This window comes from Streptomyces sp. NBC_00654 (assembly GCF_026341775.1).
GTDB lineage: Bacteria > Actinomycetota > Actinomycetes > Streptomycetales > Streptomycetaceae > Streptomyces.
Window position 1 is genome coordinate 557,576 of record NZ_JAPEOB010000001.1, and the last position, 22,327, is coordinate 579,902.

Below are 22,327 nucleotides of genomic sequence, written 5' to 3' on the forward strand. Positions count from 1 at the left end.
CCCGGCCCGGGGCCCAGGGCCCGACAGGTCCTGCGGACACATCCTGCGGGACAGCCCTTAGGGTTCCGGGCGGGGAGTCGCGGAGCGGGTGGAGCGCGGGGCCACCGACCGCCCCGACGTGAGGAGACTGGGTGCGCCTGCAGGGAAAGACCGTCATCGTGACGGGAGCCGCACGGGGCGTCGGCCGGGCCTGTGCACTGGCGTTCGGCCGGGAGGGCGCCGATCTGGCGCTGCTCGACGTGTGCGGTGACATCGAGGGCGTTCCCTACCCGCTGGGTACCGCGAGCCAGCTCGCGTACACGGCGGAGCTGTGCCGTGAACAGGGGGCCGCCGTACTCACCGCCGAGGCCGACGTCCGCGACCGCGCGGCGCTGCGCGCGGCCGTGGACCGGACGGTCGAGCGGTTCGGCCGCGTCGACGTGCTCCTCAACAACGCCGGGATCGCGGCGCCTTCGGGAAGGGCGGCCCATGAGGTCACCGAGGACGAGTGGCAGGTGATGCTCGACATCAACCTGTCCGGTGCCTGGCGGATGACCTCCGTGGTCGGCCCCCTGATGATCGCCCAGCGGTCGGGCAGCGTGATCAACGTCGCCTCCACCGCCGGTCTGGTCGGATACCGGAACTTCGCCGGATACACGGCGTCCAAACACGGGCTGATCGGCCTGACCAGGGCGACCGCGCTCGACTACGCGCCGCTGAAGGTACGGGTCAACGCCCTGTGTCCCGGGTCGATCCGGGACGACGGCCCGGCCGAGGGTCGGATGCTCTCCGAGATCGCGAGGTCGCTCGACCTCCCGGTCGCCGGACATGAGGAGACGTTTGTCCAGTCGCAGCCGATGAACGCGCTGATCGAACCGGAGGACGTGGCCGGGGCAGCCGTCTGGCTCGCCTCGGACGAGTCCCGGCAGGTGACCGGCTCCGTACTCACCGTCGACGGAGGCTTCACCGCACGGTGACGGCTGCGAGCGGTGTGCGGGCGCGTGCGGGCCGCGCCCGCACACAGGGGGCCGTCCGGCGGGAGGATCCCACCGGATCCGTTGGTGATGAATGACAAGCCGAGGGGAAACACTCGTGTCGATCTCTGAACAGGGCGCCGTCGAGGCTCTGACTCCGGCGCGGCGCACCGTCGTTCGCCCCGGTGACAGGGTCCGGGGGAGTGACCGGGAAGCCCTCGGCGAGGTGTGCCACGCGTTGTGCGTACGGTTCACCGGCACCGGGGAGCCGGGCCTGGACCGTGGGCCGGACCCGCGGAACGGGCCGTCGGGGCCGCAGGGGCTGTCCGGGCGGTTCGCCGCCCTGGCCGCCGCGCTTCCGCCCGCCACCGGGACGGCGGCGGTGTTCCGCTCGGCCGCCCGGTTGTGGCGGCAGCCGGTGCCGTGCCGCTCCGACGCGTCCGGCGCGGAACGGTGGCGGAGCCGGGAGCTCGCCCGGCCGCTGGTGGCGCACCGGGACGCGGCGGTGCGCGCCGTGCTGCTGGAGTACGCCGACGGCGTGGCCGAACTGGTCGTGATCGCGCACCGCGCGGTGCTCGGCGCCGAGGCGCTGCACGGCTTCACCGCCGCGCTGCTGGGCCGCGCCCCGGCCCCGGACCTGGCACCCGCCGCCGGGCGGGAGAGCGAGAGGAAGCGTTCCGGCACCGCCGCGCAAGCGGCCGCGCTCGCCGGATGCCGGTTCGAGATGCGGACGGACTGGGGGCTCGGTTCCCCGGACGGTCCGGAGACGCCGGGAACCCGTGTGCTGCCGCTGCCCGCCGATCACCCGCCGGGCGACACCGAGAGCTGGGTGGCCGCGCTGGGCATCGTCCTCGCCCGTTACGAGGGCGTTGCCCGGCCCGTGCTCGCGGCGATGGTCACCGACACCTCGGACCCCTCGGACCCCTCGGACCCCTCGGACCCCTCTGAAGCCACCGGAACGATGGGAGCGTACGCCGTCGAGGGGATAGCACTGATACCCGTGGACGCCGACCCGGCGAGCACGCTCGGCACCGTCGACAAGCGCGTCCGGGCGGGACTGGCGGACGGTCCGGCCTGGCACACCGAGGAGCTTCGGCGGCAACTGGCGGCCGGGGACGGGGACGTCACGGGCGGGCCCGCCGTTGGGGTCGTCGTCGTGCGGGACTGTGATCACCTCGGCGGGGACCACGTGTACCGGCCGTTCCAGCGCGCCCCGTTCCCGGTGACCGTCTCGGTGGCGCGTGACAGCGCGCGCAACCGGGAACTGCGCTGCGACTTCTCGTCGCGGACCCTGAACCCCGGGATCGCCGACCAGCTTCTCCGGCATGTGCGCCGGGTGCACAGGATGCTCGCCGAATCGCCGGACATCCCGGTCGTGCGCGTGGAACTGCTGGACGAGGAGGAGCGGGACGGAGTGGCGGCCCTCGGCCGGTTCGCCCCGCCCGGCCCGTCAGCCCGGTCAGCCCGGCCGGTCCGGCTGCCGTCGTTCGCGTCGGGACGGATCGACGCGGTGCTCGCCGCCGTCGCGGCCTCCCGCCCCGACGCCGTCGCCGTGTCCTTCGACGGCCTTCAGCTCTCCTACCGCGAACTCGTCGACCGGGCCGATCGGTTGGCGCACGCGCTCCGCCGGATCGGTGTGGCGGACGGCGACCTGGTCGGGGTGTGTCTGGAGCGGTCCGCCGACCTCGTCGTCACCCTGCTCGCCGTGCTCAGGGCGGGCGCCGCCTATGTGCCGATGGACCCCGCGTACCCGCAGGAGCGGCTGGTCCGTACCGTCGCCGATGCCGCCCCGGCCACAGTCGTCACGGACCTCGGCCCTGCGGAGTTCCCTGTCGGCGGGGACGTCCGGGTGATCGGTACGGCCGCGCTCGCGAAGCTGGCCCCCGGGGTGTGCGACGGACCGCCGCCCTCGACGACCGGCCCGCAGGACCCGGCGTACGTCATCCACACCTCCGGTTCGACCGGCCGCCCCAAGGGGGTGGTGGTCCCGCACATGAACGTGCTCAGCCTGATGGCCGCCACCGCCGGGGACTTCGGCCTCGGAGAGGACGACACCTGGACGCTGTTCCACTCCAGCGCCTTCGACTTCTCGGTGTGGGAGATCTGGGGCTGCCTGCTCACCGGTGGCCGACTGGTCGTCGTTCCGTACTGGGTGTCGCGTTCGCCGGAGGAGTTCCGCCGACTGCTCGTGACGGAGCGGGTCTCGGTGCTCAGCCAGACTCCGTCGGCCTTCGCCCACCTGGTGGACGCCGAGCGGGACGGCGCGGGCCCCGGTCCCGTCCCCGTACGGCTGGTGATTCTCGGCGGTGAGGGCCTCGAACCGCGCATGCTCCTGCCCTGGTTCGACCGGCACCCGGAGACCGCGTGCCGGGTGGTCAACATGTACGGCATCACCGAGACCACGGTGCATGTGACCGCGCAGACCGTCACCCGGGCCGAAGCGCTCACCGGATCGAGGTCGGTCGGGCACCCCCTGCCCGGCTGGTGGGTGCGGGTCGCCGACCCCGAGGGCGGGCCATTGCCGGTCGGTGTCGCCGGAGAGATCCTGGTGGGCGGGGCCGGGGTCGCGTCGCGCTACCTGAACAGGCCGGACCTCACCGAGCGGCGCTTCCTCGTCGATCCGCGCACCGGGGAGCGGATGTACCGCAGCGGCGACCGGGGCAGGCTGCTGCCGGACGGCCGGCTGGAGCATCTCGGCCGGCTGGACAACCAGGTCAAGCTGCGCGGCTTCCGCATCGAGCCGGACGAGATCCGCGCGGTGCTGCTGGACGACCCGCTGGTCGGCGCGGCCGCCGTCGTGCTCAACCGGACCGATCCGGAGGACCCGGCCACCGCCCGGCTCGACGCGTTCGTGGTGCTGGAGGGGGACGACACCGCCGCTGTGCGGCAGCGTGCGGCCAGGTACCTGCCCGAGTACATGGTGCCCTCGACGGTCACCGCGCTCGACAGGCTGCCGCTGACGACGAACGGCAAGCTCGACACGGGCAGGCTTCCGGCCCCCGGCCCGGCGGTGGCCGCCGTGGCTGCTCCGGCCTCCCGTGCCGCCACCGATCCCTCGCGGGGCGCCGGGGACCGGGACGACGCGTTCACGACCGTCCTCCTCGGCATCTGGCAGGACGTGCTCGGTGTCGCCGTCGGCCCGGACGACAACTTCTTCGACCTCGGCGGCAATTCGCTGCTGGCCATGCGGGTCGGCGCGGCGCTGCGCCGGCACGGCGGCGGCTTCACGGTCGCCATGCGCGACCTGTACATGTCCCCGACCATCCGCCAACTGGCCGCCGACCGCTCGGAGTGACCCGGACGGTGCGGTGACCCGGTCAAACCGCCTGCGCGTCCGGGGGAGCGGCCGCCGGCCCTGCCGGGCCCTCCGCCCGGGAGCCCGCCGTCACCACGTCCAGGGCTGCCGACAGCCGTTCCAGCGCCTCCACCGTCCGCGCGAACCCCTCCTCGCCCAGCTCCTCGGCCAGCCGCTCCGCGAACTCCGCGTGTCCGGGGTTGATCCGGCCCACCGAGGCCAGCCCCTCCCGGGTGGGCCGGAGCAGCTTGGCCCGGCGGTGGGCCGGGTTCGGCGCGTACTCCGCGAGCCCCTTGGTGACCAGCAGGTCCGCGATCCGCTGCACGCTCTGCCGGGTGATCCCCATCGCCCGCGCGATCCCGGCCACCGGCAACGGCTCGTGCAGCACCGCGCCCAGCACCTGCCACCACGCCGCCGTCAGCCCGCCCGGCCGGGCCAGCTCGTCCGCGACGCCGAGGAACTGGCCGTTGAGCCGGAAGGCCGTGAGCGCGGCGCTGCTCAACCGGTCCTGGTTCTCCCGGCCCCGGTCCCGTTCCCCGCTCATCCCTCCAGCACCTCGAACGCGCTCACGTCCGAGTCGTGGAACAGCCGGTACCAGGCGTCCAGCTTCTTCGGCTCGTACACCCCGAGCAGGGCGAAAACCTCCCGTGCGAAGGCCACCGGCTCCGTCGGTCCGGCCGTCACGAGCAGGCCGCCGTCCGTGACCGCGTCGGTGTCCACGTACCGCTCGCCGCCTCCGTACCCCGTGGCGTCGAGGTAGAAGGAGACCGCGCTGGTGTGCGCCCGGTCGTCGAGCAGCCCTTCGCGGGCCAGTCCGGCCGTCGCTCCGCAGATCGCCGCGACCGGCACCCCCGCCGCGAGGAAGGCGCGGGCCTTGGCGGCGAACGGGGCCAGGGTGTCCCCGGAGTCCCAGAGGTCGGCCCCGGTGAGGATGAGCAACGCGCTGTCCTCGGGCCTGAGGGCGTCGAGCGTCAGGTCGGGCAGGACCCGCATGCCACCCATGGTGGTGACGGGCTCGGTGCCCGCCGCCACGGTCCGCACGGTGTAGCCGTTCCGGGCGAGATGGGCGGTGGTGTGCCCGGTCTCCCAGTCGGCGAACGTGTCGTAGACGGCCAGGTGAACGGTCTTGCCGGTCATGGTGAGCTCCTCAATCGTTATGACAGAATACTGTCATAACGACAGGGTGCTGTCAAAAGCTGCGGCCTCTCGCGAAACCCGACACCCTGCCGAACCACGCGCCCCATGCCATACAAGGTGGCCATGGAGTGCCGCCCCTGCCGCCGCCTACGCTCGCCGCATGACCCCTCATGCCCCTCATGTCCCGTTCATCGACTCCGCGGCCGGTGCGGCCGTGAAGGCCGCGGACCGCGCGCACGTGTTCCACTCCTGGTCCGCCCAGGGCCTGATCGACCCGCTCGCCGTCGCCGGCGCCGAGGGGGCGTATTTCTGGGACTACGACGGCAACCGCTACCTGGACTTCACCAGCGGCCTCGTCTACACCAACATCGGTTACCAGCACCCGACCGTCGTCGCCGCGATCCAGGAACAGGCGGGCAAGCTCGCCACCTTCGCGCCCGCCTTCGCCATCGAGGCGCGCTCCGAGGCCGCCCGCCTCATCGCCGAGCGCACCCCCGGCGACCTGGACAAGATCTTCTTCACCAACGGCGGTGCCGAGGCCGTCGAGAACGCCGTCCGCATGGCCCGGCTGCACACTGGGCGTACGAAGGTGCTCTCCGCCTACCGCTCGTACCACGGGGCCACCTCCACCGCGATCAACCTCACGGGCGACCCGCGCCGTTGGCCCTCCGACACCGGCTCCGCGGGCGTCGTCCGCTTCTGGGCCCCGTTCCTCTACCGCTCGCCGTTCCACGCCGGGACCGAGGCCGAGGAGTGCGCCCGCGCGCTCCAGCACCTGGAGGACACCCTCGCCTTCGAGGGACCGGCCACCATCGCCGCGATCATCCTGGAGACGATCCCCGGCACGGCCGGGATCATGACCCCGCCGCCCGGCTACCTCGCGGGCGTCCGCGAGATCTGCGACCGGTACGGGATCGTGTTCGTCCTCGACGAGGTCATGGCGGGCTTCGGCCGTACGGGCAAGTGGTTCGCCGCCGACCACTACGACGTGGTGCCGGACCTGATGACCTTCGCCAAGGGCGTCAACTCCGGTTACGTACCGCTCGGAGGCGTCGCCATCAACGCGGAGATCGCCGCCACCTTCGACACCCGCCCCTACCCGGGCGGCCTCACCTACTCCGGCCACCCGCTGGCCTGCGCCGCCGCCGTCGCCACCATCCATGTGATGGAGGACGAGAAGGTCATCGAGAACGCCGCGCACATCGGTGAGACGGTCCTCGGCCCCGGCCTGCGCGAACTGGCCGAGCGCCACCCCTCGGTCGGCGAGGTCCGCGGCCTCGGCGCGTTCTGGGCGCTGGACCTGGTCCGGAACAAGGAGACCCGCGAACCCCTCGTCCCGTACAACGCCGCGGGCGAGGCCAACGCGCCGATGGCGGCCTTCGGCGCCGCCGCCAAGAAGCACGGCCTGTGGCCCTTCATCAACATGAACCGCACCCACGCCGTCCCCGCCTGCAACGTCACCGAGGCCGAGGCCAAGGAAGGGCTCGCTGCCCTGGACGCGGCCCTCGCGGTCGCCGACGAGCACACGGCGTAGCCGACCGCACACGACGCCCCCTCCCCGCCCTCCCCTCCTGCCCGCCCTGCCCGGATCCGGGCACAACGGCCTGGCTTAAGGTGACCGGAGCGAAAAGGGGAGGGGGCGTCATGTGTGCGAGCGGAGGTGTGACCCGCAGTACGTTGCGTCAGCAGATCGCTGACGCACTGCGTGACGAGGTACTGGCGGGACGTCTGACACCGGGGCGGGAGTTCACGGTCAAGCAGATCGCCGAGCAGTACGGCGTTTCCGCGACGCCCGTCCGCGAAGCGCTCTTCGACCTCTCCGCGCAGGGGCTGCTCGCATCCGACCAGCACCGCGGCTTCCAGGTCCGTGAGTTCACCGTCGCCGACTACCGGGCCATGGTGGAAGCGCGCTCCCTCGTCGTGGAGGGCATCTTCCGCAGTCCCGGGGACCAGGTGGCCGTACGCGGCGACGGGATGGCATCGATCCGGCGCCGCGCGGCGGAGGCGGTACGCGCGGCGAAGGGCGGCGACCTCGACGTACTGATCGGGTACGACCTGCGGTTCTGGCGGGAGTTGGGGGCGTTCGTCCTGAACCCGTACATCACCGACTTCCTCAGCAGGCTGCGCGTCCAGGCGTGGGTGTTCGCCGTGCACCGGCTGCGCGGCAACGAGGACAGCGGGAGCTGGCTGTGGTTCGGCCACGAGGAACTGGTCGAGGCGATCGCGCGCGACGACCGCGACCAGGTCCACGCGACGATGCGGGCGTACTACCTGCACGCGCTGGCGTGGGCGGACCGGCTGGCGGAGGAGGAGAGCCGGGCCGGCGCCCCGGACCCCGCCTCGTCCGATCCCGATCCCGATCCCGATCTCGTCCCCGATCCCGTTCCGGCTTCTGTTCCCGATCCCGTCCCCGATCCCGCCTCCGGGGGGACGCGGGACTGACGGCGGGGGCGCGCGGCTCGGCGGGCTCCCGGCTCGGCCGGGGCTCCGGCTCCTTGCCAACGGCTGCCTGCCCCCTGCCACTTCCTTCCCCCACCACCATCACTTCCGTCCCCGCCGCAGTCCGTGCAGGGGCACTGTGCGCGACGTACGGGTCGCATTACGCTGTCCCGACGACCGCCCGAACCCGTTGGAGAGCGAGACTTCGTGGCCTGTGACCTGTGGCTGGTCCCCCTCGTCGATGTGCTGTGCCACAGCCCCGACAACCCGTTCGCCGAAGAGATCGCCATCTACGACAAGGCGCTGAGCGACGCGGGGCTGCCACCCGTCCCCGTCTACGCCTATATGCCGGGCCTGACCGGGGACGTCGCTCCCGTCGCGGGCTTCGACTACGACGCCCTGCACTTGCTGCGCCGCGCGTATCTCCTCCGGCTGAGCGGGCTCGCCGTCACTCCGGTCGACGCGCTGGGCGGGGACTACGAGCAACTGCTGGAGATGTTCGAGCAGAGCGCGCAGCAGTCGCACCTGGTCTGGCACTACGACCACGCCGGGGCGTACGTCCCGGTGGACTACCTGTACCCGCTCGCCGACGACCAGCTCCTGGAGGGCGGTGGTCCGCTGGGTTCGGCGCACGGGCTGCTGCGGGAGCTGCAGTTCGTGGCTCCGTCCATCGGCATAGACCCGGCCAACCCGCCGGTCGCTCCGCAGCCGCCCGCCCGGCCGACCTCGCTGGAGGAACCGGCGGCCCCGATCCCGTACGACGAGAGCCCGTTCGCGCGTGAGCGGCACGTCTGGCTGGGCCTGCACGCGGCCGTGACGCGCAGCCTGGCGCAGGGGTCGATGATCATCTTCAGCTGACCGAACGGGCCCGTTCCTGACCGGGGCCCGTCCCCGGCCCCGGTCAGGAACGGGCCACCCACGCTGAGGCCGCCCTCTCGGAGACCGCACCCTCAGCGGGGTGACTCCGGGGGTCGCTGCCGGGGCATGTTCGGCCGGGTGGCGACCGACGGCATCGAGAACCGCCCCGCCCCCGGCGCCGGCTCCGTACGGCTGTTGCCTCCGCCGGTCACCAGGGACTGCATGCCCATGGGCGCGGGACCGGCCCGGAACTCCACCATCCAGTCCGCGGTCTCCGACCGGACCAGCTCCGTGATGTCCTCCGAGAACCGGCGCAGCACCCCGAGGCACCGCTCCGCGGCCTCGCTGGCCGTGCCCTCGGTCGGCCCGAGCACCTCGCGCACGCACTCCGAGGCCCAGTCGAACTGGAGCACCTGGAGGCGCCGCTGCACGGCCTGAGCCGTCGCGAAATCCCTTATCCAGCCGGAGGTCAGACCGAAGTACCGGTCGCAGGACATGCAGGCGGCGCCCAGCAGCAGCGACATATAGCCCCAGCCGGCCGACCCGTCCAGCGCGCCCGTGAGGTCGAGCAGCGGCAGCGCCGCCCCCGCGACCACCCCGGCGGCGGTGCCGAGCCGCAGCGCGCGGGCGCAGCGCCGCTTCCGGACCCGGTCGCGGAGATACCAGTCGGCGGTGCGCAGGGCACCGGACTCGACCCAGCGGTAGAGCTCGTCGAGACGCTCGGCGGGATCGCCCCAGTCGCCGAGCGGGAAGGCGCGGGCGGTCAGGTCGCGGGGCCCCGCACCGGAACCCGGAACGGACCGCCCAGTTCCGGTACCTCCACCGGATCCCGCGTCGGTCTCCTTGCGGGGCGGCCCCTCGGGCTGCATCTCCGGCTGACTCACCGGGGCACTCCTCTGCACTCTGCTTAAGGACTCTGCTTAAGGACTCTGTCCAAGAACGCGACGGACTCGACGGACTCGGCGGAGCGACTGACTCGACTGACTCGACGTGCTTCCCGGGCGTGGCTCGGGGACGGGGGCAGCCGGCGCGGCCGACGGCCCCGCCCGGGTAACTCTGCGTTACCGGCGATGCCGGTGTGCGTACTGATGCGCGTGCCCTTCCTACCGCCGAATGGTGGGCCGTGGGGTCGAAATCGCGGGATTCCCGCCTGCACACGGCCTGTGATCAGGTATAGGAGGCTGCGAGAGGCCGTCGGAATCTCACCCGAAAGAGTTGGTCCCCGGCGGGTGGAGCGTGGCGACCGGCAAGCACGTAGGCTCGGCTTACCGAAACATTCGTCGTCGAAATGCCAGGAGTGACCGTGATACCCGGTGGTGGTCAGCCGAATATGCAGCAGCTGCTCCAGCAGGCCCAGAAGATGCAGCAGGACCTTGCCGTGGCCCAGGAGGAACTGGCCAGGACCGAGGTCGACGGCCAGGCGGGCGGCGGCCTGGTGAGGGCCACCGTGACCGGTGCCGGTGAGCTCCGCGGCCTGGTGATCGACCCGAAGGCCGTGGACCCGGAGGACACCGAGACCCTGGCCGACCTCGTGGTCGCCGCGGTGAAGGCGGCCAACGAGAACGCGCAGGCGCTCCAGCAGCAGAAGCTGGGCCCGCTGGCGCAGGGACTGGGCGGCATGCCCGGTCTGCCCTTCTGACCGAGCCCTACTGGTACCGACCCGTACCCACTACGGTACGAAGCAGCATTGAGGAAAGGCGTTCCGTTGTACGAAGGCGTTGTTCAGGACCTCATCGACGAGCTGGGCAGGCTGCCCGGCGTCGGTCCCAAGAGCGCGCAGCGGATCGCCTTCCATGTCCTGCAGGCCGAACCCACCGACGTACGCCGTCTCGCCCATGCCCTCCTGGAGGTCAAGGACAAGGTCCGGTTCTGCGCCGTGTGCGGGAACGTGGCCCAGCAGGAGCAGTGCGGGATCTGCCGGGACCCGCGCCGCGACCAGACGGTCATCTGTGTGGTCGAGGAGCCCAAGGACGTCGTCGCGATCGAGCGGACCCGCGAGTTCCGTGGGCGCTACCACGTCCTGGGCGGCGCGATCAGCCCGATCGAGGGCGTCGGCCCGGACGACCTGCGCATCCGGGAACTGCTGGCCCGGCTCGCGGACGGCTCCATCACGGAGCTGATCCTGGCGACCGACCCCAACCTGGAGGGCGAGGCCACCGCCACGTACCTGGCCCGGATGGTCAAGCCGATGGGGCTCAGGGTGACCCGGCTGGCCAGTGGCCTGCCCGTGGGCGGTGACCTGGAGTACGCCGACGAGGTCACCCTGGGCCGCGCCTTCGAAGGAAGGCGGCTGCTCGATGTCTGATGCCGCCGCCGTGCACGTCCGGCCCCACTCACCGTTCGAGACCGCGCCCACGGGAGGTCCCCTCGATGTCTGACGCCACGCTGAACTCCGTCACACAGGACCCGGACGACTTCGCCGTCCAGATCGCGGACCAGATCAAGACGTTCATCGTCGCGGTCACGGAGGTGTCCAAGGTCGAGGAGCCCGAGGAAGCCGTTCCGGTCCTGCTCCTCCAGGTCTCCCAGCTGCTGCTGGCGGGCGGCCGCCTCGGAGCGTACGAGGACGTCCTGCCCGACGAGCGCTACGAGCCGGACCTGGGCGCCGAGCCGGACGCGGACGGCCTGCGCGAGCGCTTCGCGGCCCTCCTGGAGCCGATCGACGTCTACTCCGAGGTCTTCGACCCGTACGAGCCCCGCAAGGCCCCGGTCCCGCACCGCATCTCCGACGACCTGGCCGATCTGGTCACCGACCTCGGCCACGGTCTGGCGCACTACGAGGCCGACCGCACCGCCGAGGCGCTGTGGTGGTGGCAGTTCTCGTACTTCTCCAACTGGGGCTCCACCGCCTCCGCCACCCTGCGCGCCCTCCAGTCCCTGATCGCCCACATCCGCCTCAACCAGCCCCTCGAAGAGCTGGACGGCCTGGACATCGACCAGGACCCGGGCGAGGACGACCTGGCGGAGGAGGCGGGCCGCGTGATGGTGCAGGAGATCGCGGGACCGCTGGGGCTGCGGCCGGTGAAGTAGCGGGCGCGATCCCTTCGGGCGTCCTTCCCCGGTGTCGTCCCGGCGAAAGTCGCACGGGACGGGGGCGGTCGGGGGCTCATTGGCCGGGCACGGTCACGCGGATCAGGGTCTGCTGGCCGTTGGCGACCAGTTTCCTCCGGCCGTCCTGGACGGCGAACACCTCCAGCCCGCACACGGTCAGGGTGCGTCCGGGCTTCAGGACGGTTCCGACCGCCTCGATGTGGTCGCCGAGGGCGGGTGCGAGGAGGTTGATCTTGTACTCGACCGTGAGCACCTCCGCGTTGTCCGGGAACAGGGTGACCGCCGCGAAGCCACCGGCGGTGTCCGCGATCGCGCCGGTGGCGCCCGCGTGGATGAAACCGTTGTGCTGGGTGACCTCGGGGCGGCTCGGAAGCACGATGTGCACGCGCCCCGGCGCGATCCGCGAGATCCGTGCGCCGAGGTGGTGCATCAGACCGTGGCGGTCGAATCCGGCCCGGATACGGGCCTGCACCTCGGGACTCGCCTGCTCCTGCTCCTGCTCCTGCTCCTGCCCCTGTTCCAGTTCCTGCTTCCGCTCCTGCTGTGACTGGTCTTCCACGGGCTCTCCTTCGGCAGGGATCACGATGCTCGAACCGGGTGAGGCGGGTCCACCGGCGGACCAGGTGGTCCACGAGCGGGAACCCGCCGAACGGCGATCATCATGGCACCGGGGGCGTGGTGACGGCCCGCCTTTTGCCGCCTTCCTGTCGCCTCCCCGCTGCCGTTCCGAGGCTGTTGCCGCAGGTCGTCCCGGGGCTCAAGCTCCGAGTTCCGAACCTCGGGCTCCGAGCTCTCTTCTGTAGGAACGGGTGGTGGAGGTTGAACCCACCCACCCTCCCAAGTCCCGTGCGGACCTGCGCGGATGAGCCGGCCGGCAGGGCGAGGGGTGACATTCGGTGATCGGTTTGCGCCGCAGCGTGTGTGCGCTCTAGATTCGTGCCGAGCAACCCACAGTCCGAAAAAACGGACGACCCCAGCGGTGCGCCAACACCAACCGGGGTCTGGCCGTATCAGATCGAAAAGAGACTTCGATCCACATGGCTGACGCCAATGTTAGTGCTGCCCTGCGTGCGCCCGCCCATCCCATGGCGAAAGCCGGGTATGGCAAGCGTCACGTCCCCGACGAAGCCCCGCGCGGCGCCGATGACTTCGGCCATCTGGACGCCCGGGAAGCCGCGCTCGCCGCGTACATCGACCGGCTCCCCGAAGGCGCCGCCATCGGCTACAAGGTGCTGGCCGAGGAGTTGCCGCAGTACGGCCAACAGGCCTGCCGCAGCGCGCTGGACCGGCTGACCCGGGCCGGGCACCTGCGGCGGATCAAGGTCCATGTCACCGTGGCCGACGGCGGGAAGCGCTGGGTGACGCGTACGCACTTCTCCCGCACCGCCCGCGACGCCGCCTGGTGGGCGCGGTACGTGCGGTTCGTCCGGGGCATCGACGCCCCCGGCCAGCCACCGGCCCCGGACGCGGTGGAGGGGGAGCGGCCCCGAGCGCAGCAGCCGCAGCCGCAGCAGCCCCGGCCGTCGCAACAGCCGCAGCGGCAGCCGGAGTCGGCGCCCGAGCCCGAGCCCGGTGTACCCGCCCCGCGCTCGGAGGCGTACGACGTGCTTGCCGCGCTCGGCGGTCAGGAGCCGAGGCTCCAGCTGTCCGACGGCGAGTGCGTGGCGCTGGAACACCTGGTCGACGAGTGGTTCGTGCGCGGGCTCGGCCGGGAGCAGATCACCCGGGCCCTGGTGGCGGGGCTGCCCGCCTCCGTGCATTCCGCCGGGGCCTTCCTCCGTACCCGATTGGAGAACAAGATGCCCCCTGTCCCGCAGCCCGCGAGGACCGAGAACGGCCACCGTGAGGAGATTCTCGGCGCCCTGATGATGTGCGCCTTCTGCGACGAGGACGAGACCACGACCACGCTGGTCGACGGTGTCTGCGGGGACTGCCGCGCCGACATCGACCGCGACGAGGCGAGCGGGGCGACCGGCGACGTACCGGACACCTTCCTGGCCCGGCCGTGTCAGCCGCTGGACGTCGCCGCCCGGGTGGCCGAACTGCGGTCGGCCGCGGGGCGCGGGACGGTCACGGTGCCGAGGCCGCGCCGATGAGCGTGCAGGAGATCCCGGTCGGGGCACCATGGAGTCAAGGAGGCGACGCCATGACCCCCAGGACCACCGCTCAGCCCCAGATGTCCGTCGAAGAGTTCGAGGAGCTCGCCCGCCGTGCTGCCGAGTTCGTGCGCCTTGAGTTCATCAGTGGAAAGGTCCAGGTAAAGCCCGTGCCCGACGGGAATCACGCGGAGATCGTCAAGTGGCTCCAGAGGCAGTGCATGCAGCACCGGCCGGAGCTCTGGCTCTACCCCGAACAGGGGCTGAAGGTCGAGGCGTACCGCAAGGGACGGGCCCGGCCCGACAGCGCACTCGCCCCTGATGACTACTTCGCCGGGGCGGGGGAGTGGGCGGACCCCACCGGCGTACTGATGGCGGTCGAGGTCACCTCCCACGACTCCGACACCAACCGGCGCGACCGGGTCGAGAAGCCCGATGGTTATGCGGCGGCCGGTATCCCGGTCTACCTGCTCATCGACCGTGAGGCGTGCTCGGTGACCGTGTGCACCGAGCCGGAGAAGGGGACGTACCGCTCCTCCACCACCCGGCCCTTCGGCGCGGTCGTCGAGCTGCCCGAACCGGTGGGCTTCACGCTGGAGACCGAGAAGCTCAAGGACTACGCGGACTGACCGCCGCCCCGGTGACACCGTGTGTGGGCTGGGACACATACGGGAGTGCGGGGGCGATCGGCGGGCAACAGCCCCGTACGAGCAGTCCGGGACGACACGCCGGATCATGTGGCGGGCGGGACATCTCACCATCTGGTATGAGGCGGGCGATTCCGGACTGCTCGTTAAACTGAGCCGACCGCAGTAATGGACTGAGCGAGGAGCGCACGTGGGCCTTGTCGTGCAGAAGTACGGAGGCTCCTCCGTAGCCGATGCCGAGGGCATCAAGCGGGTCGCCAAGCGAATCGTCGATGCCAAGAAGAACGGCAACCAAGTGGTTGTCGTGGTGTCAGCGATGGGCGACACGACGGACGAGCTGATCGATCTCGCCGAGCAGGTATCCCCGATTCCTGCCGGGCGTGAATTCGACATGCTGCTGACCGCGGGAGAGCGGATCTCCATGGCCCTGCTGGCCATGGCGATCAAAAACCTGGGCCACGAGGCCCAGTCGTTCACCGGCAGTCAGGCCGGTGTCATCACCGACTCGGTTCACAACAAAGCGCGGATCATCGATGTCACGCCGGGGCGGATTCGTACCGCGCTCGACGAGGGCAATATCGCGATCGTCGCCGGTTTCCAGGGTGTGTCCCAGGACAAGAAGGACATCACCACGCTGGGCCGGGGCGGATCCGACACCACCGCCGTCGCACTCGCGGCCGCGCTGGATGCCGAGGTCTGCGAGATCTACACCGATGTGGACGGTGTCTTCACCGCCGACCCGAGGGTCGTGAAGAAGGCCCGGAAGATCGACTGGATCTCCTTCGAGGACATGCTGGAGCTGGCCGCGTCCGGCTCCAAGGTGCTGCTGCACCGCTGTGTGGAGTACGCACGCCGATACGACATTCCGATCCACGTCCGCTCGTCCTTCTCCGGACTGCGCGGCACCTGGGTCAGCAACGAGCCGCAAGGGGACCAGCAGGTGGAGCACGCCATCATCTCCGGAGTCGCCCACGACGTCTCCGAGGCCAAGATCACCGTTGTCGGCGTCCCCGACAAGCCGGGCGAGGCCGCCGCGATCTTCCGCGCCATCGCGAACGCGGAAGTGAACATCGACATGGTGGTGCAGAACGTCTCCGCCGCGTCGACGGGGCTGACGGACATCTCCTTCACGCTTCCCAAGGCCGAGGGCCGCAAGGCCATCGACGCCCTGGAGCGGACCAAGGCCACCATCGGCTTCGACTCGCTGCGCTACGACGACCAGATCGCCAAGATCTCCCTGGTCGGCGCGGGTATGAAGACGAACCCGGGCGTCACGGCAGGCTTCTTCGAGGCGCTGTCCGACGCGGGCGTGAACATCGAGCTGATCTCGACCTCCGAGATCCGTATCTCGGTGGTCACCCGAGCCGACGACGTCAACGAGGCCGTGCGCGCCGTGCACACCGCCTTCGGCCTCGACAGCGACTCCGACGAGGCCGTCGTGTACGGGGGCACCGGACGATGACCGCCCGCCGCCCTTCGCTCGCGGTCGTCGGCGCGACCGGGGTGATCGGTGGCGTCATGCTCCAGATCCTTTCGCAGCACGCGGATGTCTGGGGCGAGGTGAAGCTGATCGCCTCACCGCGTTCGGCCGGCCGCAAGCTGGTCGTACGCGGTGAGGAGACCGAGGTCCTCGCGCTCGGCGAGGACGTGTTCGACGGCGTCGACGTGGCCCTGTTCCTGGTGCCGGACGAGGTGTCCGCCCGGTGGGGGCCGCTCGCCGCGTCCAAGGGCGCCGTGGTCATCGACGACTCGGCGGCCTTCCGGCTGGACGACGACGTGCCGCTGGTCGTCCCCGAGATCAACCCGCACGCCGTACGGCTCCGCTCGCGCGGCATCGTCGCCTCCCCGAACTGCACCACGCTGTCGCTGATCGTCGCGGTCGGCGCGCTGCACGCCGAGTTCGGGCTGCGGGAGCTGATCGTCTCCTCGTACCAGGCGGTGAGCGGCGCGGGCCGTGACGGTGTCGCCGCCCTGCGCGAACAGCTGTCGCTGGTGGCCGGTACGGAGCTGGGTACGCACCCCGGCGACGTACGGCGGGCACTCGGCGACGACGGCGGGAGCCCCTTCGCCGCACCCGTGGCCCTGAACGTCGTGCCATGGGCCGGGACCGATGCCGGGGACGGCTGGTCGTCCGAGGAGCTGGCGATCCGCGAGGAGTGCCGCAAGATCCTGGACCTGCCGGATCTGAAGGTCGCGGCGACCTGTGTGTACGTCCCCGTCGTCGCGACGCACTCGATGTCCGTCCATGCGCGCTTCGAGAGCGAGGTCGCCGTCGACCGGGCGCACGAGATCCTGGCGACCGCCCCCGGCGTGGTGCTGTTCGACAGCCCGGCCTCCGGCGATTTCCCCACGCCTTCCGACGTGGTGGGAACCGATCCGACCTGGGTCGGGCGGGTGCGGCGCTCAATGGACGATTCGCGCGCACTCGAAATGTTCATTTGTGGCGACAATCGGCGCAAAGGGGCCGCTTTGAACGTCGCTCAGATCGCAGAATCCGTGGCCGCCGAATTCCCCCGGGGCTGATCGAACCTGTTTTGTAGGATCTGTGAACACCCGTTGCAGAATTCGCTGGTCTGAACCCCTTGAGCTGGGGCGTTGTCATATCCGACGATGATCTCCCGGCCACCTGCAACCGCATGTCGGTCGGGCAGCGTCTATGCCGTCACTTCTTGCGCGGCGGGGCGCAATTTTGGGGCATTTGGGGAAGAGCAGGTACGCATGAGGGCATATCGCACAGCGCTGAACGCGGTGCCGTACGCGTACAACCCTGATGGGGGGCAGCGTGTCCAACTGGCGTGGCAGAGGTTCTCGATATCACAGTGGTGGGCCCGTTGCGGGGTGCTTCGGTACGTCCGTTCCGGCGGCCCCGCGCGCCCGGCGGCATGCCGGTGATCGCGCCCATGCCCGCTGCGCGCCCGGCGCGGCTGCCGTCGCAGCGCGAGGGCGCTGAGGAGACGGTGGCAGCGGGAACCACGGTCGACCATCTGACCGAGACCTATCGCGCCCACTACCGTTCGCTGCTCGGCCTCGCCGCCCTGCTGCTGGACGACACCGCGTCCTGTGAGGACGTGGTGCAGGAGGCGTTCATCCGCGTGCACTCCGCGCGCAACCGGGTACGGGAACCGGAGAAGACGCTCGCGTACCTCCGGCAGACCGTCGTCAACCTCTCCCGCTCCGCGCTGCGCCGCCGCATCCTCGGGCTGAAGCTGCTCTCCAAGCCCATGCCGGACATGGCGAGCGCCGAGGAGGGCGCGTACGACCAGCTGGAGCGGGACGCGCTGATCAAGGCCATGAAGGGGCTGCAACGGCGCCAGCGTGAGGTGCTGGTGCTGCGCTACTTCGCGGACATGACGGAGGCGCAGGTCGCGGAGACGCTGGGGGTTTCGCTGGGCTCGGTCAAGGCGTACGGCTCGCGCGGTATCGCGGCCCTGCGCGTCGTGATGGAGGCGCAGGCATGAGCGGGCCCGAGGGCAGGCAAGAGAATGACCGGACTGGAAACGGAATTGTGAACCACGGGCCGGAGAACACCCCGGGCAGCGCGCAGGACGACAGCCGGGGCGGTGCCCGGGACAACACGCCGGAGACCGCCCGGGACGACGCTCCGGGGAGCGCCCAGGCGGACACACCGGGGAGCAGTGCCTCGCCGGACGCGGACGGTGAGTCCGCGGACGCCGGCCTCCCGGGCACGCTGACCGACCTCTTCGCGGGCCGGGCGCCCGGCGGCGGTGGCGGTCACGGTGGCGCGGGCGGCGGCGAACTGGACGAGGTGGCGCTGCGCCGCATGCTGCGCGGAGCGGTGCACGACCTCGAACCCGCCGAGGGCACCCTGGACCATCTGCGCCGCGCGGTTCCCGCCCGGCGCACCAAGCGGCGGCAGGCCGTCGTCGGGGCGGCCGCGGCGGCCCTGCTCATCGGCACCGCCATCCCCGCCTTCGTCCACGTCGCGAATTCGGACGGCTCCTCCGCCGCCCGGCCCGCCATCGCCGGACACGGCGAGCAGGCCCATGGCGGCAACGGCACCGAGACCGGTGCCGAGGCGGGCAACGACCTGCCCTCCGGGTCCTCCGAGCGGGAGAACGAGGGCGGCAAGGGCCTGCCCGACGCCTCCGGTTCGCCCTCGGCGAGCGGTGGCGAGGACGCCGAGGGTTCCGAGACCGGCGGCACCGCCGACGCACCCCGCTCCGAGGTCGCGGCCATGCCGGCCTGCGACCCCGGCCAGCTCGGCGTCGCCTCGGCCGGAACGGGCGCGGCGGGTGCCGACGGCACGGTGTACGGCAGCTTCAAGATCGCCAACGTGTCCGGCAAGGACTGCTCGGTGAGCAGCGACGGCACGGTGGGGTTCACCGCCATGGGCGCGGCCGACGAGCACAAGATCGATGTCGTCCAGCACACGGCGGGGGACGCGGCGAGCGCTCTCCCCGACCCCTCGCAGGAGCCGGGAACGGTGCTGCTGAAGCCGTCCATGGCGTACGAGGTGCAGTTCGCCTGGGTGCCGACGGACACCTGTCCGACCACCGGTGCCAGCCCCAGCCCGACCCCGCCGGACGGCGCCGGGGGCTCGACCGGCGAGGTCCCCTCGGCCGAGGGGCCGGAGGCGCAGTTCGCGAGCGGCGAAGGGGGCAGCACGGCGGACGGCAGCGTGGCCGTGACGCACACCCCGGAATCGGGCGCACCGACCGCCGAGACGAAGATCCAGAACGCCTGCGCGGGCACCATCTACCGGACGGGCGTGCTCACCGCGTCGTAGGTGCGGGCCTGCCGGAGGTGCGGGGGCTCAGGGCGGTGGTGTTGGGGCGAGCCCCGCGCGGCAGGCCAGCTGAAGGGCGATGCGCTGTTCCGGGTCGGTGAGATCGGCGCCGGTCAGCTCGGTGAACCTGCGGATCCGGGCGCCCACCGCGTTGCGGTGCAGATGGAGGACCTCGGCGGCGCGGGCCGGTGAGTTGTTGTGGTCCAGGTAGGCCTGGAGGGTGCGCAGGAGGGGTTCGGCGCGCTCGGGGCCCAGGGCCATGACGGGGGCCAGCAGCTCACCGACCGCCTCGCGTGCGGCCTCGGAGGCGTACCACTCCAGCAGCATCCGGTCCACGCCCGCGGCGTCGTGCGCGGCCACCGGTTCGCCCCCGGCCCGCGGCAGCGCGGCGCGCGCCTCACGGGCGGACGACCTGATCCCCAGGGGGCCGCGGTGCGGGACGCCCACGCCGCAGCGCAGGTCGGCGTCGGGGTGCAGACGGCGCAGACGCTCCACGGCCCGCCGGGTCGCGCCGAGCACCTGGCGGTGACCGTCCGGGCCGGGATCGGCGGGCAGGGTGCAGAGCAGGGTGAGGGCGTCGTCGACGACCGTGGCGTTCCACTGGACGCCGGGCGCGGGCGCGGATCCGGGCGGGGCGGCGGATACCGGCGGGGGCGGGGAGGCGTGCGCGGGCAGGGGCGCGGGCGCGGGCAGGGGCGCGGGCGCGGCCGGGGGCGCGGCGTACGGGAGGACGGTGCGCAGCAGGTTCAGAGCTTCCGGTGCGACGTTCTCCAGGACCCGGTAGCGCTCCGTGCCGTCGAGCGCCACGGGCACCAGGCGCAGCGCGATGTGCCAGGAATCCACCGGGAGGCCGAGCGCCCGCCCTCGGGCCGCCAGCGGTACCGCCCGGTCGCGGGGCGCGGTCAGCAGCTCGGCGAGGAGCTGCCCGCGCGAGCGTACGGGTACGTCGCCCGTGGCCCCGCCGGTGGCGGCGAGCGCCGCCAGCGCCAGCACGGCGCGGACGGCCGTACCCGCGTGACCCGGCCGGGCGGCCGAGGCGAGCCGCACCTCGCCGTCCGCTCCCGCCGCTGCCGCGCCCTCCTCGTCCGGCCCCGGAGCCCGGCGCTCCACCGGTCGGCCCAGCACCTGTCCGGCCGTCGCGGCCACCCGGTCCGGATCGCCCGCCATCGGGGGGAGCCGGCGCGCGGCGGCCTCGATCCGGGCCAGCGCGTCGGACGGGTCGCCCGCGGCGGCACGGTGCACCGCGATGACGAGGGCGGCGAGATCGCCCTCGGCGTGCAGCACGGCCACCCCGCCCCGCTCGGCGAGGACCCGCACGGTGGTGGAGAGCGGGGCGTCGTCCGGCCCGGTCAGGACGAGCGCCGCCGCTCCGGCCGCCGCCGCGTCCCGTACCGCCACGTCCAGGAGCAGGCCCGGCACGGGGGCGAGGAGGACGGCGACCGTACCCGGCGGGACCTCCACGATCCGGTCCCGGGCCGGTACGAGGCGGACCCCGGCCACCGCGACGGCGTCCAGCGGCCCGGCCAGGGGGCGGACCGATTCGAGGCCGGGCGCGGTGAGCAGGTCGGCGAGGTTCGGCACTCCTGAAGTGTGCTGGAGGCACAGCGGGCACGGCAACCGTGGGCGCGTGGCCCATGGGATGCGCCCGGAGCCTTCGTACGCTGAGAGGTATGCACATCGACGCCGGAGCGCTCGCCGACTTCGCGCGGGGCTGTGCCGTCCTCGGCTCGGGAGGCGGCGGCCCCGTCGCCCCCGCCCGTGCTGTCGCCGCGCAGGCGATCGAGGAGTGCGGGCCCGTGCCGGTGATCGCCCCGGACCGGCTCCCCGGGGACGCCCTGATCATGCCGGTCAGCGAGATCGGCTCACCCGTCGTCGCCGGCGAACGGATCGGCAGCCGCGCCGAACCCGCGCGGCTGCGCGCCAGGGTCGAGGAGCAGCACGGACGGCCCGTCGAGGCCGTCATGAGCGGGGAGATCGGCGGCCTGAACGGCTGCCTCGCGCTGGCCTGGGCGGCCCGGCTGGGCCTTCCGCTGCTGGACGCCGACTCCATGGGCCGGGCGTTCCCCCGGATGGACCAGAACGTCCTCGAACTCGCCGGGATGAGCCCCGGCCCCGCCGTGCTCGCGGACGAATGGGGCCGCACGGTGATCCTCGACCACATCGACGGTGCCCATCTCGAACTCCTGGGCCGCGCCACGGTGGACGCCTTCGGAGGCCGGGTGGTCTCCAGCGACTACCCGCTCACGGCGGCACAGGCCGCGGCACACGCGGTCGCCGGCTCGGTCACCCGGGCCCTGCGCCTCGGACGCCGGACCGCGCGGACGCGGGGCCACGGCGACTCCGGCACCGGTATTGGTATCGGTATCGGTATCGGTATCAGTACCGGCACCAGTATCAGTACCGGCACCGGCGTCGGCGGCACCGGCCGTGAGTCAGGCCTGAGCGGCGACCTCGGCCCTGCCCACGACCTCGGCCCTGCCTACGACTCCGGCTCTGCCTACGACCTCGGCCCCGGGTTCACCGGCAAGGTGTCCTCCGTCCGGCGTTCCCCACAGGGCGACGGCGGCGAGGCGACGGGCGTGCTGCTCGAAGGCATGGGGCCCGACGCGGGTCGGCTCGTCCTGGTCGAGGGACGCAGCGAGTTCGTCGCGGCGGTGGAGGACGGCAGGCCGCTCGCGCTGGTGCCCGATGTGATCTGCCTGCTCGATCTGCGGACCGGTGAGACGGTCCAGGTCGAGTCGGTACGCTACGGGCTCCGCGTCCAACTCCTCACCCTGCGCTCCGATCCCGCCTGGTACACCCCACAGGGCCTCACCCTGGCCGGTCCCGCCGTCTTCGGCCTGGCGGGCCTGGACCGTGACGGGGACCGGACCGGCACCGCCTCCGGGGGCTCACGTGATCGTCGGCGTGGATGTCGGCCCCACCAGCACCGATGCCGTCCTGCTCGACGAACGCGCGAGGACGGGGGGTGTCGGCACGGGGGGTGTCGGCTCGGGCGGTGTCGGAGCGGGGAGTGTCGGCTCGGGCAATGTCGGCTCGGGTACGCGCAACGGCAGCGCAGGCAACCACAGCACGGGCGACGACAGCACGGGCGCCGGCCGTGA

At 72.1% G+C, this 22,327-nt stretch carries 20 protein-coding genes; 15 read left to right on the top strand and 5 right to left on the bottom strand.

Annotation, left to right across the window (positions count from 1 at the left end):
- Positions 1-131 precede the first annotated feature (131 nt).
- On the top strand, positions 132-956 hold the full coding sequence (locus tag OHA98_RS02520) for a mycofactocin-coupled SDR family oxidoreductase (RefSeq protein ID WP_266922458.1): 825 nt from the start codon (positions 132-134) through the stop codon (positions 954-956).
- 115 nt (positions 957-1,071) lie between these two features.
- Positions 1,072-4,248, top strand: coding sequence for an amino acid adenylation domain-containing protein (locus OHA98_RS02525; RefSeq protein ID WP_266922459.1), 3,177 nt, complete (start codon positions 1,072-1,074; stop codon positions 4,246-4,248).
- A 22-nt stretch (positions 4,249-4,270) separates the two neighbouring features.
- Here the strand turns inward: OHA98_RS02525 and OHA98_RS02530 are convergent, their stop codons facing one another.
- Positions 4,271-4,792, bottom strand: a complete 522-nt coding sequence (locus OHA98_RS02530; RefSeq protein WP_266922460.1) for a MarR family winged helix-turn-helix transcriptional regulator — start codon at positions 4,790-4,792, stop codon at positions 4,271-4,273.
- Positions 4,789-5,385 (bottom strand): DJ-1/PfpI family protein, encoded by a 597-nt coding sequence (locus OHA98_RS02535; protein WP_266922461.1) that lies wholly within the window; start codon positions 5,383-5,385, stop codon positions 4,789-4,791. Before OHA98_RS02535 ends, OHA98_RS02530 begins: the two co-directional genes overlap by 4 nt.
- Positions 5,386-5,545: 160 nt before the next feature.
- Here OHA98_RS02535 and OHA98_RS02540 point away from each other — a divergent pair, with 160 nt between their 5' ends.
- The 3 genes from OHA98_RS02540 (at position 5,546) to OHA98_RS02550 (ending at position 8,682) form a co-directional block, all read left to right on the top strand.
- Positions 5,546-6,919 carry an aspartate aminotransferase family protein gene (locus OHA98_RS02540; protein ID WP_266922462.1) on the top strand — a complete coding sequence of 458 codons (1,374 nt, stop codon included), beginning with the start codon at positions 5,546-5,548 and terminating at the stop codon, positions 6,917-6,919.
- A gap of 110 nt (positions 6,920-7,029) precedes the next feature.
- On the top strand, positions 7,030-7,827 hold the full coding sequence (locus OHA98_RS02545; RefSeq protein WP_266922463.1) for a GntR family transcriptional regulator: 798 nt from the start codon (positions 7,030-7,032) through the stop codon (positions 7,825-7,827).
- A 204-nt stretch (positions 7,828-8,031) separates the two neighbouring features.
- The gene (locus OHA98_RS02550; protein ID WP_266922464.1) at positions 8,032-8,682 is read left to right on the top strand and encodes a hypothetical protein; all 651 of its coding nucleotides are present in this window, start codon (positions 8,032-8,034) and stop codon (positions 8,680-8,682) included.
- 92 nt (positions 8,683-8,774) lie between these two features.
- Here the strand turns inward: OHA98_RS02550 and OHA98_RS02555 are convergent, their stop codons facing one another.
- Complete coding sequence (locus tag OHA98_RS02555; RefSeq protein ID WP_266922465.1) at positions 8,775-9,566, bottom strand: SLATT domain-containing protein; 792 nt, start codon at positions 9,564-9,566, stop codon at positions 8,775-8,777.
- Positions 9,567-9,985: 419 nt separating this feature from the next.
- On the opposite strand from OHA98_RS02555, the gene OHA98_RS02560 reads away from it, so the two are divergent.
- The 3 genes from OHA98_RS02560 (at position 9,986) to OHA98_RS02570 (ending at position 11,712) form a co-directional block, all read left to right on the top strand.
- Positions 9,986-10,321 carry a YbaB/EbfC family nucleoid-associated protein gene (locus tag OHA98_RS02560; RefSeq protein WP_266927662.1) on the top strand — a complete coding sequence of 112 codons (336 nt, stop codon included), beginning with the start codon at positions 9,986-9,988 and terminating at the stop codon, positions 10,319-10,321.
- A 66-nt stretch (positions 10,322-10,387) separates the two neighbouring features.
- Positions 10,388-10,987 (top strand): recombination mediator RecR, encoded by a 600-nt coding sequence (gene recR, locus OHA98_RS02565; protein ID WP_266922466.1) that lies wholly within the window; start codon positions 10,388-10,390, stop codon positions 10,985-10,987.
- 65 nt (positions 10,988-11,052) lie between these two features.
- A complete protein-coding gene (locus OHA98_RS02570; protein ID WP_266922467.1) occupies positions 11,053-11,712 on the top strand; it encodes a DUF5063 domain-containing protein in 660 nt (219 codons plus the stop codon).
- Positions 11,713-11,788: 76 nt separating this feature from the next.
- On the opposite strand, the gene OHA98_RS02575 is transcribed toward OHA98_RS02570, so the two are convergent.
- Entirely contained in the window at positions 11,789-12,163 is a 375-nt protein-coding gene (locus OHA98_RS02575; protein ID WP_266927663.1) for a PaaI family thioesterase, read from the bottom strand.
- 655 nt (positions 12,164-12,818) lie between these two features.
- Here OHA98_RS02575 and OHA98_RS02580 point away from each other — a divergent pair.
- The 6 genes from OHA98_RS02580 (at position 12,819) to OHA98_RS02605 (ending at position 19,223) form a co-directional block, all read left to right on the top strand.
- Positions 12,819-13,829, top strand: a complete 1,011-nt coding sequence (locus OHA98_RS02580; protein WP_266922468.1) for a hypothetical protein — start codon at positions 12,819-12,821, stop codon at positions 13,827-13,829.
- 50 nt (positions 13,830-13,879) lie between these two features.
- Positions 13,880-14,458 (top strand): Uma2 family endonuclease, encoded by a 579-nt coding sequence (locus OHA98_RS02585; protein WP_266922469.1) that lies wholly within the window; start codon positions 13,880-13,882, stop codon positions 14,456-14,458.
- A 208-nt stretch (positions 14,459-14,666) separates the two neighbouring features.
- A complete protein-coding gene (locus OHA98_RS02590; protein WP_266922470.1) occupies positions 14,667-15,938 on the top strand; it encodes an aspartate kinase in 1,272 nt (423 codons plus the stop codon).
- The gene (locus tag OHA98_RS02595) at positions 15,935-16,999 is read left to right on the top strand and encodes an aspartate-semialdehyde dehydrogenase (RefSeq protein ID WP_266922471.1); all 1,065 of its coding nucleotides are present in this window, start codon (positions 15,935-15,937) and stop codon (positions 16,997-16,999) included. The genes OHA98_RS02590 and OHA98_RS02595 overlap by 4 nt, the downstream gene beginning before the upstream one ends.
- Positions 17,000-17,358: 359 nt before the next feature.
- Entirely contained in the window at positions 17,359-17,934 is a 576-nt protein-coding gene (locus tag OHA98_RS02600; RefSeq protein WP_073719508.1) for a SigE family RNA polymerase sigma factor, read from the top strand.
- Positions 17,931-19,223, top strand: a complete 1,293-nt coding sequence (locus OHA98_RS02605) for a hypothetical protein (protein WP_266922472.1) — start codon at positions 17,931-17,933, stop codon at positions 19,221-19,223. Before OHA98_RS02600 ends, OHA98_RS02605 begins: the two co-directional genes overlap by 4 nt.
- Before the next feature lie 27 nt (positions 19,224-19,250).
- Here the strand turns inward: OHA98_RS02605 and OHA98_RS02610 are convergent, their stop codons facing one another.
- Entirely contained in the window at positions 19,251-20,804 is a 1,554-nt protein-coding gene (locus OHA98_RS02610) for a PucR family transcriptional regulator (RefSeq protein WP_266922473.1), read from the bottom strand.
- 89 nt (positions 20,805-20,893) lie between these two features.
- Here OHA98_RS02610 and OHA98_RS02615 point away from each other — a divergent pair, with 89 nt between their 5' ends.
- The gene (locus tag OHA98_RS02615; RefSeq protein ID WP_323179495.1) at positions 20,894-22,327 is read left to right on the top strand and encodes a DUF917 domain-containing protein; all 1,434 of its coding nucleotides are present in this window, start codon (positions 20,894-20,896) and stop codon (positions 22,325-22,327) included.

What these genes read in the sequence shown, in the direction of transcription:
- OHA98_RS02530 (WP_266922460.1), bottom strand. Translation starts at nt 4,792, where the DNA reads ATGAGCGGGGAACGGGACCGGGGCCGGGAGAACCAGGACCGGTTGAGC.
- OHA98_RS02585 (WP_266922469.1), top strand. Translation starts at nt 13,880, where the DNA reads ATGACCCCCAGGACCACCGCTCAGCCCCAGATGTCCGTCGAAGAGTTC.
- OHA98_RS02545 (WP_266922463.1), top strand. Translation starts at nt 7,030, where the DNA reads ATGTGTGCGAGCGGAGGTGTGACCCGCAGTACGTTGCGTCAGCAGATC.
- OHA98_RS02615 (WP_323179495.1), top strand. Translation starts at nt 20,894, where the DNA reads ATGCACATCGACGCCGGAGCGCTCGCCGACTTCGCGCGGGGCTGTGCC.
- OHA98_RS02535 (WP_266922461.1), bottom strand. Translation starts at nt 5,385, where the DNA reads ATGACCGGCAAGACCGTTCACCTGGCCGTCTACGACACGTTCGCCGAC.
- OHA98_RS02575 (WP_266927663.1), bottom strand. Translation starts at nt 12,163, where the DNA reads ATGCACCACCTCGGCGCACGGATCTCGCGGATCGCGCCGGGGCGCGTG.
- OHA98_RS02580 (WP_266922468.1), top strand. Translation starts at nt 12,819, where the DNA reads ATGGCGAAAGCCGGGTATGGCAAGCGTCACGTCCCCGACGAAGCCCCG.
- OHA98_RS02605 (WP_266922472.1), top strand. Translation starts at nt 17,931, where the DNA reads ATGAGCGGGCCCGAGGGCAGGCAAGAGAATGACCGGACTGGAAACGGA.
- OHA98_RS02595 (WP_266922471.1), top strand. Translation starts at nt 15,935, where the DNA reads ATGACCGCCCGCCGCCCTTCGCTCGCGGTCGTCGGCGCGACCGGGGTG.
- OHA98_RS02600 (WP_073719508.1), top strand. Translation starts at nt 17,359, where the DNA reads ATGCCGGTGATCGCGCCCATGCCCGCTGCGCGCCCGGCGCGGCTGCCG.
- OHA98_RS02570 (WP_266922467.1), top strand. Translation starts at nt 11,053, where the DNA reads ATGTCTGACGCCACGCTGAACTCCGTCACACAGGACCCGGACGACTTC.
- OHA98_RS02540 (WP_266922462.1), top strand. Translation starts at nt 5,546, where the DNA reads ATGACCCCTCATGCCCCTCATGTCCCGTTCATCGACTCCGCGGCCGGT.